Genomic DNA, 16,017 nt, shown 5'->3' with positions numbered 1-16,017 from the left:
ACAAGAAAACTTCAGAGTGAACCTGAAAAGGTGCACTGCGAAGTTTTGCTCTTTAAAAATCTGGATCAAGCTGAAAATTGAAACGACACACAGTTAATGTGTGTTCGAGTCTCTCAAATTTTCGCAAGCCGGTGATGAATCGAAAGAAACATCTTCGGGTTGTGAGGTTAAGCGACTAAGCGTACACGGTGGATGCCCTGGCAGTCAGAGGCGATGAAGGACGTGCTAATCTGCGAAAAGCGCCGGCGAGGTGATATGAACCTTTGACCCGGCGATGTCCGAATGGGGAAACCCAGTGTGTTCCGACACACTATCGTTAACTGAATACATAGGTTAACGAGGCGAACCGGGGGAACTGAAACATCTAAGTACCCCGAGGAAAAGAAATCAACCGAGATTCCCCCAGTAGCGGCGAGCGAACGGGGAGCAGCCCAGAGTCTGAATCAGCTTGTGTGTTAGTGGAAGCGTCTGGAAAGTCGCACGGTACAGGGTGAAAGTCCCGTACACGAAAGCACACAGGCTGTGAACTCGAAGAGTAGGGCGGGACACGTGGTATCCTGTCTGAATATGGGGGGACCATCCTCCAAGGCTAAATACTCCTGACTGACCGATAGTGAACCAGTACCGTGAGGGAAAGGCGAAAAGAACCCCGGCGAGGGGAGTGAAAAAGAACCTGAAACCGTGTACGTACAAGCAGTGGGAGCCTCTTTTATGGGGTGACTGCGTACCTTTTGTATAATGGGTCAGCGACTTATATTCTGTAGCAAGGTTAACCGTATAGGGGAGCCGAAGGGAAACCGAGTCTTAACTGGGCGTTAAGTTGCAGGGTATAGACCCGAAACCCGGTGATCTAGCCATGGGCAGGTTGAAGGTTGGGTAACACTAACTGGAGGACCGAACCGACTAATGTTGAAAAATTAGCGGATGACTTGTGGCTGGGGGTGAAAGGCCAATCAAACCGGGAGATAGCTGGTTCTCCCCGAAAGCTATTTAGGTAGCGCCTCGTGAACTCATCTTCGGGGGTAGAGCACTGTTTCGGCTAGGGGGCCATCCCGGCTTACCAACCCGATGCAAACTACGAATACCGAAGAATGTTATCACGGGAGACACACGGCGGGTGCTAACGTCCGTCGTGAAGAGGGAAACAACCCAGACCGCCAGCTAAGGTCCCAAAGTCATGGTTAAGTGGGAAACGATGTGGGAAGGCACAGACAGCCAGGATGTTGGCTTAGAAGCAGCCATCATTTAAAGAAAGCGTAATAGCTCACTGGTCGAGTCGGCCTGCGCGGAAGATGTAACGGGGCTAAACCATGCACCGAAGCTGCGGCAGCGACGCTTATGCGTTGTTGGGTAGGGGAGCGTTCTGTAAGCCGTTGAAGGTGTCCTGTGAGGGGTGCTGGAGGTATCAGAAGTGCGAATGCTGACATAAGTAACGATAAAGCGGGTGAAAAGCCCGCTCGCCGGAAGACCAAGGGTTCCTGTCCAACGTTAATCGGGGCAGGGTGAGTCGACCCCTAAGGCGAGGCCGAAAGGCGTAGTCGATGGGAAACAGGTTAATATTCCTGTACTTGGTGTTACTGCGAAGGGGGGACGGAGAAGGCTATGTTAGCCGGGCGACGGTTGTCCCGGTTTAAGCATGTAGGCGGAGGTTCCAGGTAAATCCGGTTCCTTGTTAACGCTGAGGTGTGATGACGAGGCACTACGGTGCTGAAGTAACAAATGCCCTGCTTCCAGGAAAAGCCTCTAAGCATCAGGTAACATCAAATCGTACCCCAAACCGACACAGGTGGTCAGGTAGAGAATACCAAGGCGCTTGAGAGAACTCGGGTGAAGGAACTAGGCAAAATGGTGCCGTAACTTCGGGAGAAGGCACGCTGATATGTAGGTGAAGTCCCTGCGGATGGAGCTGAAATCAGTCGAAGATACCAGCTGGCTGCAACTGTTTATTAAAAACACAGCACTGTGCAAACACGAAAGTGGACGTATACGGTGTGACGCCTGCCCGGTGCCGGAAGGTTAATTGATGGGGTTAGCGGCAACGCGAAGCTCTTGATCGAAGCCCCGGTAAACGGCGGCCGTAACTATAACGGTCCTAAGGTAGCGAAATTCCTTGTCGGGTAAGTTCCGACCTGCACGAATGGCGTAATGATGGCCAGGCTGTCTCCACCCGAGACTCAGTGAAATTGAACTCGCTGTGAAGATGCAGTGTACCCGCGGCAAGACGGAAAGACCCCGTGAACCTTTACTATAGCTTGACACTGAACACTGGTCCTTGATGTGTAGGATAGGTGGGAGGCTTTGAAGCGTGGACGCCAGTCTGCGTGGAGCCAACCTTGAAATACCACCCTTTAATGGCTGGTGTTCTAACGTAGACCCGTGATCCGGGTTGCGGACAGTGTCTGGTGGGTAGTTTGACTGGGGCGGTCTCCTCCCAAAGAGTAACGGAGGAGCACGAAGGTTAGCTAATCCTGGTCGGACATCAGGAGGTTAGTGCAATGGCATAAGCTAGCTTGACTGCGAGAGTGACGGCTCGAGCAGGTGCGAAAGCAGGTCATAGTGATCCGGTGGTTCTGAATGGAAGGGCCATCGCTCAACGGATAAAAGGTACTCCGGGGATAACAGGCTGATACCGCCCAAGAGTTCATATCGACGGCGGTGTTTGGCACCTCGATGTCGGCTCATCACATCCTGGGGCTGAAGTAGGTCCCAAGGGTATGGCTGTTCGCCATTTAAAGTGGTACGCGAGCTGGGTTTAGAACGTCGTGAGACAGTTCGGTCCCTATCTGCCGTGGGCGCTGGAGAATTGAGGGGGGCTGCTCCTAGTACGAGAGGACCGGAGTGGACGCATCACTGGTGTTCGGGTTGTCATGCCAATGGCACTGCCCGGTAGCTAAATGCGGAAGAGATAAGTGCTGAAAGCATCTAAGCACGAAACTTGCCCCGAGATGAGTTCTCCCTGAGACTTTAAGTCTCCTGAAGGAACGTTGAAGACTACGACGTTGATAGGTCGGGTGTGTAAGCGCAGCGATGCGTTGAGCTAACCGATACTAATGAACCGTGAGGCTTAACCTTACAACGCCGAAGATGTTTTGGCGATGAGAGACGATTTTCAGCTGATACAGATTACAGAATTTGCCTGGCGGCTTTAGCGCGGTGGTCCCACCTGACCCCATGCCGAACTCAGAAGTGAAACGCCGTAGCGCCGATGGTAGTGTGGGGTCTCCCCATGTGAGAGTAGGGAACTGCCAGGCATCAAATAAGTGAAGAGGCCATCCGAAAGGATGGCCTTTTTGCGTTTTTATCCCTTCCTCGTTGCTCTAAACTAATCACCTATCCCCCCGTATATACGGTAAACTATCCCGGTTTTTGTCTCAGGATAGCGTCTATGAATCACTCCCTTAAGCCCTGGAATACCTTTGGCATTCAACGTAATGCTAATAAAATTGTACGTGCCGATACTGCACAGCAGCTGCTGGATGCCTGGCAAAGCGCAACAGAACAAGACGAACCTGTACTGATTCTGGGCGAAGGAAGTAATGTCCTGTTTCTCGATGATTTTGCGGGAACGGTGATCGTTAACCGCATCATGGGAATTGATGTGGAAGAGCGCGCCGATAGCTGGCATCTGCACGTTGGCGCCGGTGAAAACTGGCATCATCTGGTGCAATACACCCTGGACAAAGGAATGCCAGGACTGGAAAACCTTGCCCTTATCCCTGGCTGCGCCGGATCATCCCCCATTCAAAATATCGGTGCCTATGGCATCGAACTGAAACACGTTTGTGAATACGTCGATTGTATTGAGCTGGCGACCGGCGCGGCTCAGCGTTTAACCGCTGAACAGTGCCGTTTTGGCTACCGTGACAGTATTTTCAAGCATGAATATCAGGATCGCTACGTGATTGTCGCCGTAGGCCTGCGTCTGTCAAAAAACTGGCAGCCGGTGCTAACCTACGGTGATTTAACGCGTCTCGATCCCGAAACGGCGACTGCCCGTGACGTCTTTGACTCGGTGTGCCATATGCGCACGACCAAGCTTCCTGATCCTAAAGTGAATGGAAATGCGGGAAGCTTCTTCAAAAACCCGGTTATCAGCAGCGAAAACGCCCAAGCGTTTCTTGCAGGTTGGCCTGCCGCACCCCATTACCCACAGGCGGATGGTAGCGTGAAGCTGGCCGCGGGCTGGCTTATCGATCAATGCCAGTTAAAAGGCGCCTCCGTGGGCGGTGCGGCCGTTCATCGTCAGCAGGCTCTGGTGCTGATTAATCAAAACGATGCGACCAGCGAGGATGTTGTCCGGTTGGCCCATCACGTCCGTCAGCAAGTGGGCGAAAAATTTAACGTCTGGCTGGAGCCAGAGGTCCGCTTCATTGGCCGTACGGGTGAAGTGAATGCCGTGGAGGTTATCGCGTGAAGGACAATACTATCCCTTTAACCCTGATAAGCATTCTTGCCGACGGTGAATTCCATTCCGGCGAGCAGCTGGGTGAACACCTGGGCATGAGCCGTGCCGCCATTAACAAGCATATCCAGACCCTCCGCGACTGGGGTGTCGATGTCTTTACGGTACCCGGAAAAGGCTACAGCCTGCCGGAGCCGATTCAGCTGCTGAATGAAGCGCTGATCCGCAGCCAGGTAGAGCATGGCAATGTTGCGGTCTTGCCGGTGATCGATTCGACTAACCAGTACCTTATGGATCGACTCAGCGAATTATCCTCCGGGGATGCCTGTGTAGCCGAGTACCAGCAGGCCGGGCGTGGCCGTCGAGGCCGCAAGTGGTTTTCGCCATTTGGTGCCAACCTCTATCTCTCCATGTACTGGCGTCTGGAGCAGGGTCCCGCTGCTGCTGTTGGCCTGAGTCTGGTCATCGGGATTGTGATGGCGGAAGTGCTGCACGATCTGGGCGCTGATAAGGTGCGGGTGAAATGGCCAAACGATCTTTATCTGAACGATCGTAAACTTGCCGGTATTCTCGTTGAATTAACGGGTAAAACAGGCGACGCGGCGCAAATTGTCATTGGTGCAGGCCTCAATATGGTGATGCGCAATGTACAAAATGACGTGGTGAATCAGGCGTGGACCAACCTGCAGGAAGCGGGGATCACCATCGATCGCAACACCCTTGCCGTGCGTATGATTAAAGAATTACGCAGTTCGCTTTCGCTCTTTGAACTAGAGGGGCTGGCATCCTTCCTGTCCCGTTGGGAAAAGCTGGATAACTTTATTAACCGTCCGGTGAAATTGCTGATTGGTGATAAAGAGATCTACGGTATTTCCCGCGGCATCGACGCACAGGGCGCGTTGCTCCTGGAGCAGGATGGCGTGATCAAACCCTGGGTGGGCGGTGAGATTTCACTGCGCAGCGCGGAATAACCCATTATGCGAAAACCCGCATGCGCCGCTCTGGCCGTCATGATGAGTTTACTGTTCTCCCCCCTCTCTCAGGCGGGTCAGGCCTGGGAGAGCTACAAAGCACGCTTTTTTACGCCGGAAGGGCGGATTGTCGATACCGGCAACGGCAATGTTTCGCATACTGAAGGCCAGGGCTTCGCCATGCTGATGGCGGTGGCTAACGACGATAAAGCCACGTTTGATAAGCTGTGGAAATGGACTGACGGTACGCTGAAGAACAAAGAAAATGGTCTGTTTTACTGGCGTTATAACCCTGCCGAGTCCAACCCGATTGCCGACAAAAATAACGCCGCCGATGGCGATGTCCTGATTGCCTGGGCGCTGTTGAAAGCGGATACGCGCTGGCATGACAAACAGTACAGCGCCGCATCGGATGCGATAACGAAAGCACTCATTAGCCACACCGTGACCCGTTATGCGGGTTACCGCGTGATGCTGCCCGGCGTCCAGGGGTTTACCCTCGACGGTGAGATCGTGCTTAACCCCTCTTATTTCGTCTTCCCGGCCTGGCAGGCCTTTGCCAGTCGCAGCCATTCGCCGGTCTGGGGCAAGTTGATTCAGGATGGCCATCGCTTGCTGGCAAAAATGGGATCGGGTAAAGCCAGACTTCCCACGGACTGGGTCTCACTGGGCTCTACGGGCACGCTGTCCCCGGCCAAAGCCTGGCCGCCACGGATGAGCTACGACGCGATCCGCATTCCACTTTACCTGGCCTGGTCTGATAAGAAGAGCCCGCTGTTAACGCCGTGGCGAGCCTGGTTCGGTCAGTTCCCCCGCGAACAAACTCCCGCATGGGTAAACGTGACGACCAATGAATATGCGCCTTACATGATGGAAGGGGGGCTGCTGGCGGTACGTGATTTAACGATGGGACAGCCATCCGGAGAACCCGAGATCACTGCAAAGGATGATTACTACTCCGCAAGCCTGAAAATGCTTGTATGGCTTGCTGAGCAGCCATAACGGAACGGGTGAGCCCTCTCCCCTGGGGGAGAGGGAAATGTGGTTTACTGCGGATAAGGTACCCAGTCTCCACCGTTCAGGCGAACGTATGGTTTGTTCTGATACTGAATCACAACCGCGTTCGCGTTCTCAGAGACTTCGGCAGTTTGCGGCAGGTTACTGGTGAGCTGATCCCAGTTCACGCTGTCTTCCACAAACAGTTTGCCGTCAACCGCGCGGGCAACCAGTTCTGAAATGGCCAGATAGCTGGTTGGCTGAGCGATCTCAATCGGTGCGCCCTGATGAGGTGCCTTCATACCAAAGAATTTAATGCCTGCCGGTACGTTGGTAATCGACGGGCTAGGGATATCACGCAGACCTGACACCTGCATTCTGTCGCCTTTCAGCGCGGCGCCGTGTTCAGGTACCACAACCACCATCACTTTACGGCCCGATTTATCCAGCTCCGTAAAGAATGCGTCCAGTTCATCGAAGAATTTCTGCGCACGAACTTTATAATCGGCCGTTTTGCTCACGCCAGGGAAGTGGTTACCATCGTGAAGCGGCAGCGTGTTGTAGAACGTTGCACTGCGCGGATTACTGTCTTTTTCGATGGTCTTCAGCCAGCGTTGCAGCACGGCGGTATCGTCATAAACAGGTGAACCGTCAAAGCCCAGCAGAGTGACCGGCAGTCCGGTTTGATCCATCAGCTGTGCCTGCATACCACCCTGTTCGCGCACCTCTTTCAGGAAGTTACCGAACTGGCCGTTATGTCCCAGCATCAGATGCTGCGTGAAGCCCAGTTTTGAGAGGTTATCGAACAGATAACACTGGTTGCCGGCGGGTTGATACAGGTTCTTATGCGATGTCTGACCGCAGCTTGCGCGAAGCAGGCGAATTGCCGCCGGGCCGCTGTACGAAGTGGCAGAGTTAAAGTCTTTAAACTGGATATCGAAATGGGACCACAGCGGGTGAGACATCAAACCCGCGGCATCGACGTCAGCCCAGGAGAGTGAACAGATGTTGATCACCAGCAGCTCAAACGGCTGAGCATCCGCCGGCAGGGCTTCCGGGAATTTGGTCTGACGTTTATCTTCCGTGGTATAGAAGCTGGAGAGCCAGGCGTTCAGGTTAGTGGACGTCGGCGGTGCGGTCTGCGTCGGGATATCGCCGACCACAGGCGTATCACCTGCCGTCGTGACGGTTGCCGCTGCACTTCCCCCGGTAGTGGTCACCGTGGTCGTGGGTTGACCCGCGGGCCACAGGGAGAAGTCTGGACCCGCAAGCGTTAGCACGTTCAGCCAGATCATAATGGCGACGACAAATACCGTGACGCGGATCCATTGTGACAGGAACAGCCAGGCCACCAGCAGCACAAAGACGGCACCTATCATTTGCCAGTTAATAAAGCGCTCGGTCAGGTCAAGGACATAGCTGGCGCTAAACCCTGCCACCTGCGAACCCTGACTCATAATGCTGTCCGGTCCCGGCAGCCAGGTGTCTTGCCAGAACAGAGCAAAGCCGACAGGGATAGCAATCCAGTGACGCAAGCGATGCAGCCTGATATTGGGCAAAGGCATCAGCAGGAAAGCCATAAACACCAGGTTGAGCAGGGGATGGAAATTCAGATAGCCTGCCCACAGCAGACCAAACTTCACCAGAAAGTAGAAGTTCCAGCCGGAAAGGCCGCGCCAGTATTGCCAGAGCGGCGATGGTGACGAAGCGGTATAGGTAGAATTAGTCATGTTTTCGGTCTGCCTTGACGTGTGATGCCCGTGTCAGTGTTCCGGCTGGTTTTACATAGCGAGGTTTTACAAACAGCACTCTGGCCGTATCGCGGATACGGCGTATGGAATGGCGTGCATAGTAGCCAAGCGGGAAAAAGATCAGCGCACAGAATACGACCAGTTGAATGATATCGCTGATATTCATGATGGTGCGTTCTCCCCATTCTCAGTTAACAGGCGAAGGGGTTCCGGTATTCGCCGCCAGACGTGTCCGTCATGTCGGGCGTTGAGAATCGGTTTGGCATCGCTCTTCACGGTGAGCGGTTTCGCCCATTGTTCAGGCTCGAGGGCACGCATCTGCACCAGCTCTGCACTGATAGAATTATCTTCGAACCAGATCATACGGTTCGAGAAAATATCCCCGGTTGGCAGGGGGAAGATATGGTTAAGGGCGGTATCAAGATCGTTTATCCGGCAGAAGGACAAGAACAGCACCAGGCGATTGTCGCCGATGGTCATGATGTCTCCTGTGCGGTTCGGACGACATAACGTGAGCGCCTGTTCAACGCGGATACCCGGTACCGGGCGCAGGGCAACCATTACCCCTTTCCCGTCTGCAGGAAGCAGCGTGTTGCTCATCATGTTGCCGACGGCGTCGCAGAAGGTATCCCATTTCTGGTATCCACGCAGCTTCATCGGCTGGGTCATGGAGAGCAGGGTGGAGATATCTTCCGGTACGTGACGGTTGAACTGCTGACCCTGAACACTTTCGAGAAGCGTCAGGCAGCGTGATAACGGCGCATTCCACGGAATCACCATATTGGCACCGCAGCCCAGAAGCAGGCGCTCATCCGTGGCGCGAAGGCTGGTGTTATTTTCGCGCACCACTATTTTTAAGGCGCTTCCGCGCTGGCGACGTAAGGTGTGGATCTGTCGCGCCAGCGTTTCAATCTGGTTATTTTGCATGAGCGAAAAAACAATGGTTGCCGCCTGGGTTGTGCGAGCTTCATTAAAAAGCGCTTCGTTAGAATCAAACAACGACCAATTTTCCGAGAGCGCAGGTGCCCCCTCTAAAACGGCAATATGGCTCAGGATTCGTTTTTCATCGCTGCGCGGTTGCACCACGGTTTCTTCCTGCTGCGCCAGGTGCCATTCGCCCTCAATATGTTTAAGGGTGAGCTGTTGTCTGGCACTTACGCCTTTTTCATTACACCAGAACGCAATATCGTAGAGATAGCTGTCTGCCTGGTTCCGAAGACTCGCCAGACCAAACAGGGAGCGATATTCGCCCATTAAAAGGGAAAACAGTTTGTCATTATTACTGCCAGGATTGACTATCAATAGCGTGCAATTTTGAAATTTTGCCCATTTATTGATTTTTTCCAGCCAGGGCAGTAGTTTTTCAGCAGGGATATTTTGCAGGGCGTTATTTGAGCATTTCAGAATCACCAGATAGTGATCCGGATCAATAGAGCACTGAATGTCGCGGGACAAAAAGTATAGACTATCGGCCTCCGCAGGCATGGAAAATAATCGCACCGTCTGCGGACCGCGATCGTTTTCAAGGGTGATAATTTTCTTTGGCTCTTCGCCCATGCTCACGACGGCCACGCGGGAATCCTTGCCCTGAGCGGCAATTGTCTTGTTTACCAGACTGATAGCATCTTCATTACGATCCGTATTAATCCACCAGACTCCTCCGACTGGCATGTGGCTCAATTCGTCCCATAATGACTGGATGCCAATAGAAAATATGGAGTCCACGGTGTCCCTCTTTTCGTTTAATTTCTCTGTATCTCAGTTTACTAGCGAAAGCGTAGAAATAAACCTAACATTGAAATTAAAGAACATCAGATTTAGCATGTAAATGAAATTTGATAGGGCAGGAAGCCTCGCTACTTCTGATTGTGCGATTTTACTCAAAGGGATGGAATAGAATGGATAATAACGAACCCGGCACCCCAGTCGACTCAACCCTGGGTTACACATTCCAGAACGACTTTCTGGCGCTGACGCAGGCGTTTTCATTACCTGAAATAGATTACACCGACATTTCCCAGCGGGAACAGTTGGCCGCGGCTATTAAACGTTGGCCGCTATTAGCTGAATTTGCCCAACAACAATAAGGGAGCCATTGATGGCCATACTTGGATTACAGGGCGTCCGTGGTGGAGTAGGTACAACATCCGTTACCGCGGCGCTGGCGTGGTCATTACAGCTTTTAGGTGAATCGGTATTGGTGATTGACGCCTGTGCCGATAATTTGCTGCGCATGTCGTTTAATGTCGACTTTACGCGTACAGAGGGTTGGGCTCGCGCGCTGCTTGATGATAAAGACTGGCGCGATGCGGGTATGCGTTATACCTCGCAGCTTGATGTACTGCCCTTTGGCCAATTGACCACTACCGAGCGTGAAAATGAAGCTGCCTATCAGCGTCTGTTTTCCCAGTTCACCGTCGCGCTGCAGGAGCTGAAAGAAAAAGGCCATTATAAGTGGATCCTTCTGGATCTGCCGCACGGCGCCGGCACGCTGACCCGACAGCTTATGGCGCAGTGCGATCGCGTGCTGTCGATTGTGAACGTCGACGCGAATTGCCATATCCGTCTGCATCAGCAAGGGTTGCCTGAAAATGGTCATATCCTGATTAACGATTTACGCATTGGCAGCCAGATCCAGGACGATCTGTATCAGGTTTGGCTGCAAAGCCAGCGCCGTCTGCTGCCGATTGTTATCCATCGTGATGAGGGCATGGCGGAATGCCTTGCCTCCAAACAGCCACTCGGTGAATACCGCAGCGATTCCCTGGCGGCAGAAGAGATCCTGACGCTGGCGAACTGGTGTCTGCTGCACTTTGCCAAAGGGGCAGAGCCTGCAGGGAGTTCTGTATGAGCCGTCTCGCCAGCTGGTTACTCATCCCGCCGGTCAGTTCGCGTCTGAGCGAACATTACCGGCATTTTCGCCGGCACGGAGCTTCGGCATTCAGCGCCGCGCTCGGCTGCTTCTGGATGATTCTGGCCTGGACGTTCATTCCCCTCGAACACCCGCGCTGGCAGCGCATTCGTGCGCAGCACAGTGAGTTATATCCGCATATTCATCCCGACCGCCCGCGGCCGTTGGATCCGGCGCGTTATATCATTCAGGCTGTCTGGCTGGTGGCCACGTCGTCCCGCTCAGAACACAAAGCGCCGCGCTGGCGCAGCTTCTCCCGCGTGCAACATTTACGTGAGCGCTACCACCAGTGGCTGGACAGTTTGCCTGACCGCGTGGGTGACAAGACCAGCCATCTGGATAACCATAAAGAGCTCGGGCATCTGCACCCGGGCTTGCGGCGTTTTATACTCGGCGTAATCGTCGTTTTCTCGCTCATTCTGGCCCTGGTCTGTATTACGCAGCCCTTTAACCCTCTGGCGCAGTTCACCTTCCTGATCCTGCTGTGGGGCGTGGCATTGCTGGTGCGCCGTATTCCGGGACGCTTCTCCGCCCTGATGCTGATAGTGCTGTCGCTGACCGTCTCCTGTCGCTACATCTGGTGGCGTTACACCTCAACGCTTAACTGGGATGACCCGGTCAGCCTGGTGTGCGGTCTGGTTCTGCTGTTTGCGGAAACGTACGCCTGGGTTGTACTGGTGCTGGGGTATTTCCAGGTCATCTGGCCGCTCAACCGTCAGCCGGTTCCGCTGCCAAAAGACACGTCACAATGGCCGTCTGTCGATCTCTTCGTGCCGACCTACAACGAAGACCTGAGCGTGGTAAAAAACACGATTTACGCCGCGCTGGGTATCGACTGGCCGAAAGATAAACTCAAAATCTGGGTCCTGGATGACGGCGGCCGCCCGGCGTTCCGTCAGTTCGCGGAAGAGGTGGGTGTCGAGTACATCGCCCGTACCACCCATGAACACGCCAAGGCCGGGAACATCAACAACGCCCTCAAATATGCCAAAGGTGAGTTTGTCTCAATCTTTGACTGCGACCACGTGCCGACGCGCTCGTTCCTGCAGATGACGATGGGCTGGTTCCTGAAGGAGAAAGAGCTGGCGATGATGCAGACGCCGCACCACTTCTTCTCGCCGGATCCGTTTGAACGTAACCTTGGCCGTTTCCGTAAAACCCCTAACGAAGGCACGCTGTTCTATGGCCTGGTGCAGGACGGGAACGACATGTGGGATGCGACCTTCTTCTGCGGTTCCTGTGCGGTTATTCGTCGTAAACCGCTGGATGAGATCGGTGGCATTGCCGTCGAAACGGTCACCGAAGATGCGCATACCTCGCTGCGCCTGCACCGTCGGGGCTACACCTCCGCGTATATGCGTATTCCGCAGGCCGCGGGTCTGGCAACGGAATCTCTCTCGGCGCACATCGGCCAGCGTATTCGCTGGGCGCGCGGCATGGTGCAGATTTTCCGTCTCGATAACCCCCTGATTGGGAAAGGGCTGAAACTCGCGCAGCGTCTGTGCTACGTCAACGCCATGTTCCACTTCCTGTCCGGTATCCCGCGCCTCATCTTCCTGACCGCGCCGCTGGCGTTCCTGCTTCTTCACGCCTATATCATCTACGCGCCTGCGCTGATGATTGCGCTGTTCGTTCTGCCGCACATGATTCACGCGAGCCTGACGAACTCGAAGATTCAGGGTAAATACCGCCATTCGTTCTGGAGTGAAATCTACGAAACGGTGCTGGCCTGGTACATCGCGCCGCCGACGATGGTGGCGCTGATCAACCCGCACAAAGGTAAATTCAACGTCACCGCGAAGGGCGGTCTGGTGGAAGAAGAGTATGTCGACTGGGTCATCTCCCGGCCGTACATCTTCCTGGTGTTGCTGAATATCGTGGGCGTGATTGCCGGTATCTGGCGCTACTTCTACGGCCCGGAAAACGAGATCCTGACCGTGTTCGTGAGTATGGCATGGGTGTTCTACAACCTGATTATCCTCGGCGGCGCGGTTGCGGTGTCGGTGGAGAGCAAACAAGTCCGCCGTGCGCATCGCGTGGAAATCTGCATGCCTGCGGCAATCGCCCGTGAAGATGGTCACCTCTTCTCCTGTACCGTGCACGACTTCTCAGACGGTGGTCTGGGGATAAAAATCAACGGTCAGGCGAAGGTGCTGGAAGGGCAGAAGGTTAACCTGCTGCTGAAGCGCGGCCAGCAGGAGTACGTCTTCCCGACGCAGGTGGTGCGTGTAGCCGGTAATGAAGTCGGTCTGCAGCTGATGCCGCTGACGAAAAAGCAACATATTGATTTTGTGCAGTGTACGTTTGCCCGCGCGGACACGTGGGCTCTCTGGCAGGACAGCTTCCCGGAAGATAAGCCTCTGGAAAGCCTGCTGGATATTCTGAAGCTGGGGTTCCGTGGCTATCGTCACCTTGCAGAATTTGCCCCGTCGTCGGTGAAATTAATTTTCCGGTCCCTTACTTCGCTGGTTTCCTGGATCGTATCGTTCGTTCCTCGTCGTCCCGAGCGGGATGAGGCGAAGCAGGCGGACCCGGTTATGGCTCAACAATGATGATAACGCGATGAAAACTAAACTTTCCTGGTTATGTGCAGTGGCAATGGGGGTAAGTGCGCTCCCCACAACGATGGCTAACGCAGCACCCGATAACGCAGCGGCAACGCCTGCTCCGACGGTGCCTGTGGTCGCCCAGGCGACCGATCCGGTTATCACCGCGGCACCCGGTCAAACGGAAAACGTCATTCCGAACCAGCCTACGGACGGCAACACCCTGCCGGCAGACAGCAATGTCGTCGGTCAGGTGATGCCGGGCGTACAGGGAGCAAACGCGCCTATTGTCGCGGAAGATGCCCCATCACGGGACGTGAAGCTGAGCTTTGCGCAGATTGCGCCGCCGCCGGGCAGCATGGTGTTGCGCGGTATTAACCCTAACGGCGGCATTGAGTTCGGTATGCGCAGCGATGAGGTTGTCTCTCACGCCATGCTGAACCTTGAATACACGCCATCACCGTCGCTGTTGCCGGTACAGTCTCAGCTGAAGGTTTACCTGAATGATGAACTGATGGACGTTCTGCCCGTCACGAAAGAGCAACTGGGTAAGAAAACACAGGCCCAGGTGCCGATTAACCCTCTTTTCATCACCGACTTTAACCGCATACGTCTGGAGTTTGTCGGTCACTACCGTGACGTCTGTGAGAACCCTGCCAGCAATACGCTGTGGGTAGACGTAGGACGCAACTCTTCGCTGCAGATGACCTACCAGTCGCTGGCACTGAAAAACGACCTTTCGTCGTTCCCGGTTCCGTTCTTTGATCCGCGTGATAGTCGTCAGTTAGTGCTGCCAATGGTGTTTGCGGCGTCTCCGGACGTCACCGAGCAGCTGGCGGCCACCATTGTGGCATCGTGGTTTGGTTCACGTTCTGGCTGGCGCGGGCAGAACTTCCCGGTGATGTACGACAAAATGCCGGACAGAAACGCGATCGTGTTTGCGACCAACGCGAAACGTCCTGCCTTCCTGCGCGATCACCCGGACGTAAAAGCGCCGACCATTGAGATGATGAGCCACCCGGATAACCCGTACGTGAAGCTGCTGGTGGTCTTCGGGCGTGATGATAAAGACCTGGTGCAGGCGGCCAAGGGCATTGCCCAGGGTAACGTTCTGTTCCGTGGAAACAGCGTGGTGGTGGATGAGGTTAAACCGCTGCTGCCGCGTAAACCTTATGATGCACCAAACTGGGTGCGTACTGACCGTGCCGTCACGTTTGGCGAACTGAAAACGTATGAAGAACAGCTTCAGGCGACGGGGCTTGAGCCAGCCCCGATTAGTCTGTCACTGAATCTGCCGCCAGACCTGTACCTGCTGCGCACCAACGGCATTGATATCAATCTGAGCTACCGTTACACCGCGCCGGCAACCAAAGACAGTTCACGCATGGATATCAGCCTGAACAACCAGTTCCTGCAATCTTTCAGTCTGACAAGCACGCAGGATACTAACCGACTGATGCTCCGTCTGCCGGTGTTGCAGGGGCTGCTGGACGGGAAAACGGACGTCTCTATTCCGGCGCTGAAGCTTGGGGCGATCAACCAGCTGCGCTTTGATTTCCAGTACATGAACCCGATGCCCGGCGGCTCGGTGGATAACTGCATCACCTTCCAGCAAGTACAGAACCACGTTGTGATTGGTGATGAGTCAACCATCGACTTCTCGAAGTATTACCACTTCCTTGCCATGCCGGACCTGCGTGCATTTGCTAATGCCAGCTTCCCGTTCAGCCGTATGGCCGATCTCTCTGAATCCATTGTCGTCATGCCAAAAGCGCCAAATGAGGGCCAGGTGACGACCCTGCTGGACACCATGGCGTCCGTGGGTGCGCAGACCGGATTACCGGCAATTAACGTCACGTTGACTGACGATGGTAGCCAGATCCAGAACAAAGACGCGGACATCATGGTGATCGGTAACATCCCGGATAAGCTGAAGGATGACAAACGTATCGATCTGCTGGTCAAAGCAGCCCAGTCCTGGGTTAACACGCCACTGCGTCAGACCGAGTTCCCGAGCATTATGCCGGATATCAACGATCGTCAGGCCAGCGTGCAGACAACCGTTACGTCTCAGGGACCAATGGCCGCGGTGGTTGGCTTCCAGTCACCTTACAACGAGCAGCGTAGCGTAGTGGCGCTCCTGGCGGACAGCCCGCGTGGGTATGCGTTACTCAACAGCGCGATGAACGACAGCGGCAAACGTGCCGCGATGTTTGGTTCGGTGGCGGTGATCCGCGAGTCTGGGGTCAATAGCCTGCGCGTGGGCGATGTGTACTACGTGGGCCATCTGCCGTGGTTCGAGCGTCTGTGGTATGCGCTGGCTAACCATCCGGTTCTGCTGGCTATCCTGGCCGCCGTCAGCGTGGTGTTGCTGGCGTGGGTGCTGTGGCGTCTGCTGCGTATCATCAGCCGTCGTCGCCTTAACCCGGATGAGTAACAG

At 54.6% G+C, this 16,017-nt stretch carries 10 protein-coding genes and 2 rRNA genes; 9 read left to right on the top strand and 3 right to left on the bottom strand.

The window, feature by feature from the left end:
• The first annotated feature begins 165 nt into the window (after window positions 1-165).
• The 5 genes from AM379_RS06870 (at window position 166) to AM379_RS06850 (ending at window position 6,375) form a co-directional block, all read left to right on the top strand.
• A 23S ribosomal RNA gene (locus AM379_RS06870) occupies window positions 166-3,072 on the top strand.
• Window positions 3,073-3,135: 63 nt separating this feature from the next.
• A 5S ribosomal RNA gene (gene rrf, locus AM379_RS06865) occupies window positions 3,136-3,251 on the top strand.
• A 134-nt stretch (window positions 3,252-3,385) separates the two neighbouring features.
• The gene (gene murB, locus AM379_RS06860) at window positions 3,386-4,414 is read left to right on the top strand and encodes a UDP-N-acetylmuramate dehydrogenase (RefSeq protein ID WP_014172099.1); all 1,029 of its coding nucleotides are present in this window, start codon (window positions 3,386-3,388) and stop codon (window positions 4,412-4,414) included.
• On the top strand, window positions 4,411-5,373 hold the full coding sequence (gene birA / locus AM379_RS06855) for a bifunctional biotin--[acetyl-CoA-carboxylase] ligase/biotin operon repressor BirA (protein WP_032679203.1): 963 nt from the start codon (window positions 4,411-4,413) through the stop codon (window positions 5,371-5,373). The genes murB and birA overlap by 4 nt, the downstream gene beginning before the upstream one ends.
• Before the next feature lie 6 nt (window positions 5,374-5,379).
• On the top strand, window positions 5,380-6,375 hold the full coding sequence (locus AM379_RS06850) for a glycosyl hydrolase family 8 (protein WP_020884478.1): 996 nt from the start codon (window positions 5,380-5,382) through the stop codon (window positions 6,373-6,375).
• 44 nt (window positions 6,376-6,419) lie between these two features.
• Here AM379_RS06850 and bcsG read toward each other — a convergent pair whose 3' ends face one another.
• Genes bcsG through bcsE form a run of 3 tightly spaced genes read right to left on the bottom strand, consistent with a single transcriptional unit; the run spans window position 6,420 to window position 9,845 of the window.
• A complete protein-coding gene (gene bcsG / locus AM379_RS06845; RefSeq protein ID WP_106503561.1) occupies window positions 6,420-8,099 on the bottom strand; it encodes a cellulose biosynthesis protein BcsG in 1,680 nt (559 codons plus the stop codon).
• Complete coding sequence (gene bcsF / locus AM379_RS06840) at window positions 8,092-8,289, bottom strand: cellulose biosynthesis protein BcsF (protein WP_025202797.1); 198 nt, start codon at window positions 8,287-8,289, stop codon at window positions 8,092-8,094. The genes bcsG and bcsF overlap by 8 nt, the downstream gene beginning before the upstream one ends.
• Window positions 8,283-9,845 carry a cellulose biosynthesis c-di-GMP-binding protein BcsE gene (bcsE, locus tag AM379_RS06835; RefSeq protein WP_020884480.1) on the bottom strand — a complete coding sequence of 521 codons (1,563 nt, stop codon included), beginning with the start codon at window positions 9,843-9,845 and terminating at the stop codon, window positions 8,283-8,285. Before bcsE ends, bcsF begins: the two co-directional genes overlap by 7 nt.
• Window positions 9,846-10,018: 173 nt before the next feature.
• Between bcsE and bcsR the strand changes: the two genes are divergently transcribed.
• The 4 genes from bcsR to bcsB are packed head-to-tail and all read left to right on the top strand — an operon-like array spanning window position 10,019 to window position 16,014.
• Window positions 10,019-10,207: a cellulose biosynthesis protein BcsR gene (bcsR, locus tag AM379_RS06830; RefSeq protein WP_020884481.1), complete on the top strand. Its 189-nt coding sequence runs from the start codon at window positions 10,019-10,021 to the stop codon at window positions 10,205-10,207.
• Window positions 10,208-10,218: 11 nt separating this feature from the next.
• Entirely contained in the window at window positions 10,219-10,971 is a 753-nt protein-coding gene (bcsQ, locus tag AM379_RS06825) for a cellulose biosynthesis protein BcsQ (RefSeq protein WP_025202798.1), read from the top strand.
• Window positions 10,968-13,583: a UDP-forming cellulose synthase catalytic subunit gene (bcsA, locus tag AM379_RS06820; RefSeq protein ID WP_047355815.1), complete on the top strand. Its 2,616-nt coding sequence runs from the start codon at window positions 10,968-10,970 to the stop codon at window positions 13,581-13,583. Before bcsQ ends, bcsA begins: the two co-directional genes overlap by 4 nt.
• 10 nt (window positions 13,584-13,593) lie before the next feature.
• Window positions 13,594-16,014: a cellulose biosynthesis cyclic di-GMP-binding regulatory protein BcsB gene (gene bcsB, locus AM379_RS06815; RefSeq protein ID WP_032679201.1), complete on the top strand. Its 2,421-nt coding sequence runs from the start codon at window positions 13,594-13,596 to the stop codon at window positions 16,012-16,014.
• The last annotated feature ends 3 nt before the right edge of the window (window positions 16,015-16,017 follow it).

The sequence above is a fragment of the Enterobacter cloacae complex sp. FDA-CDC-AR_0132 genome (assembly GCF_003010695.1).
Classification (GTDB): Bacteria; Pseudomonadota; Gammaproteobacteria; order Enterobacterales; family Enterobacteriaceae; genus Enterobacter; species Enterobacter ludwigii.
This window is presented reverse-complemented; position numbering and strand designations above follow the sequence as displayed.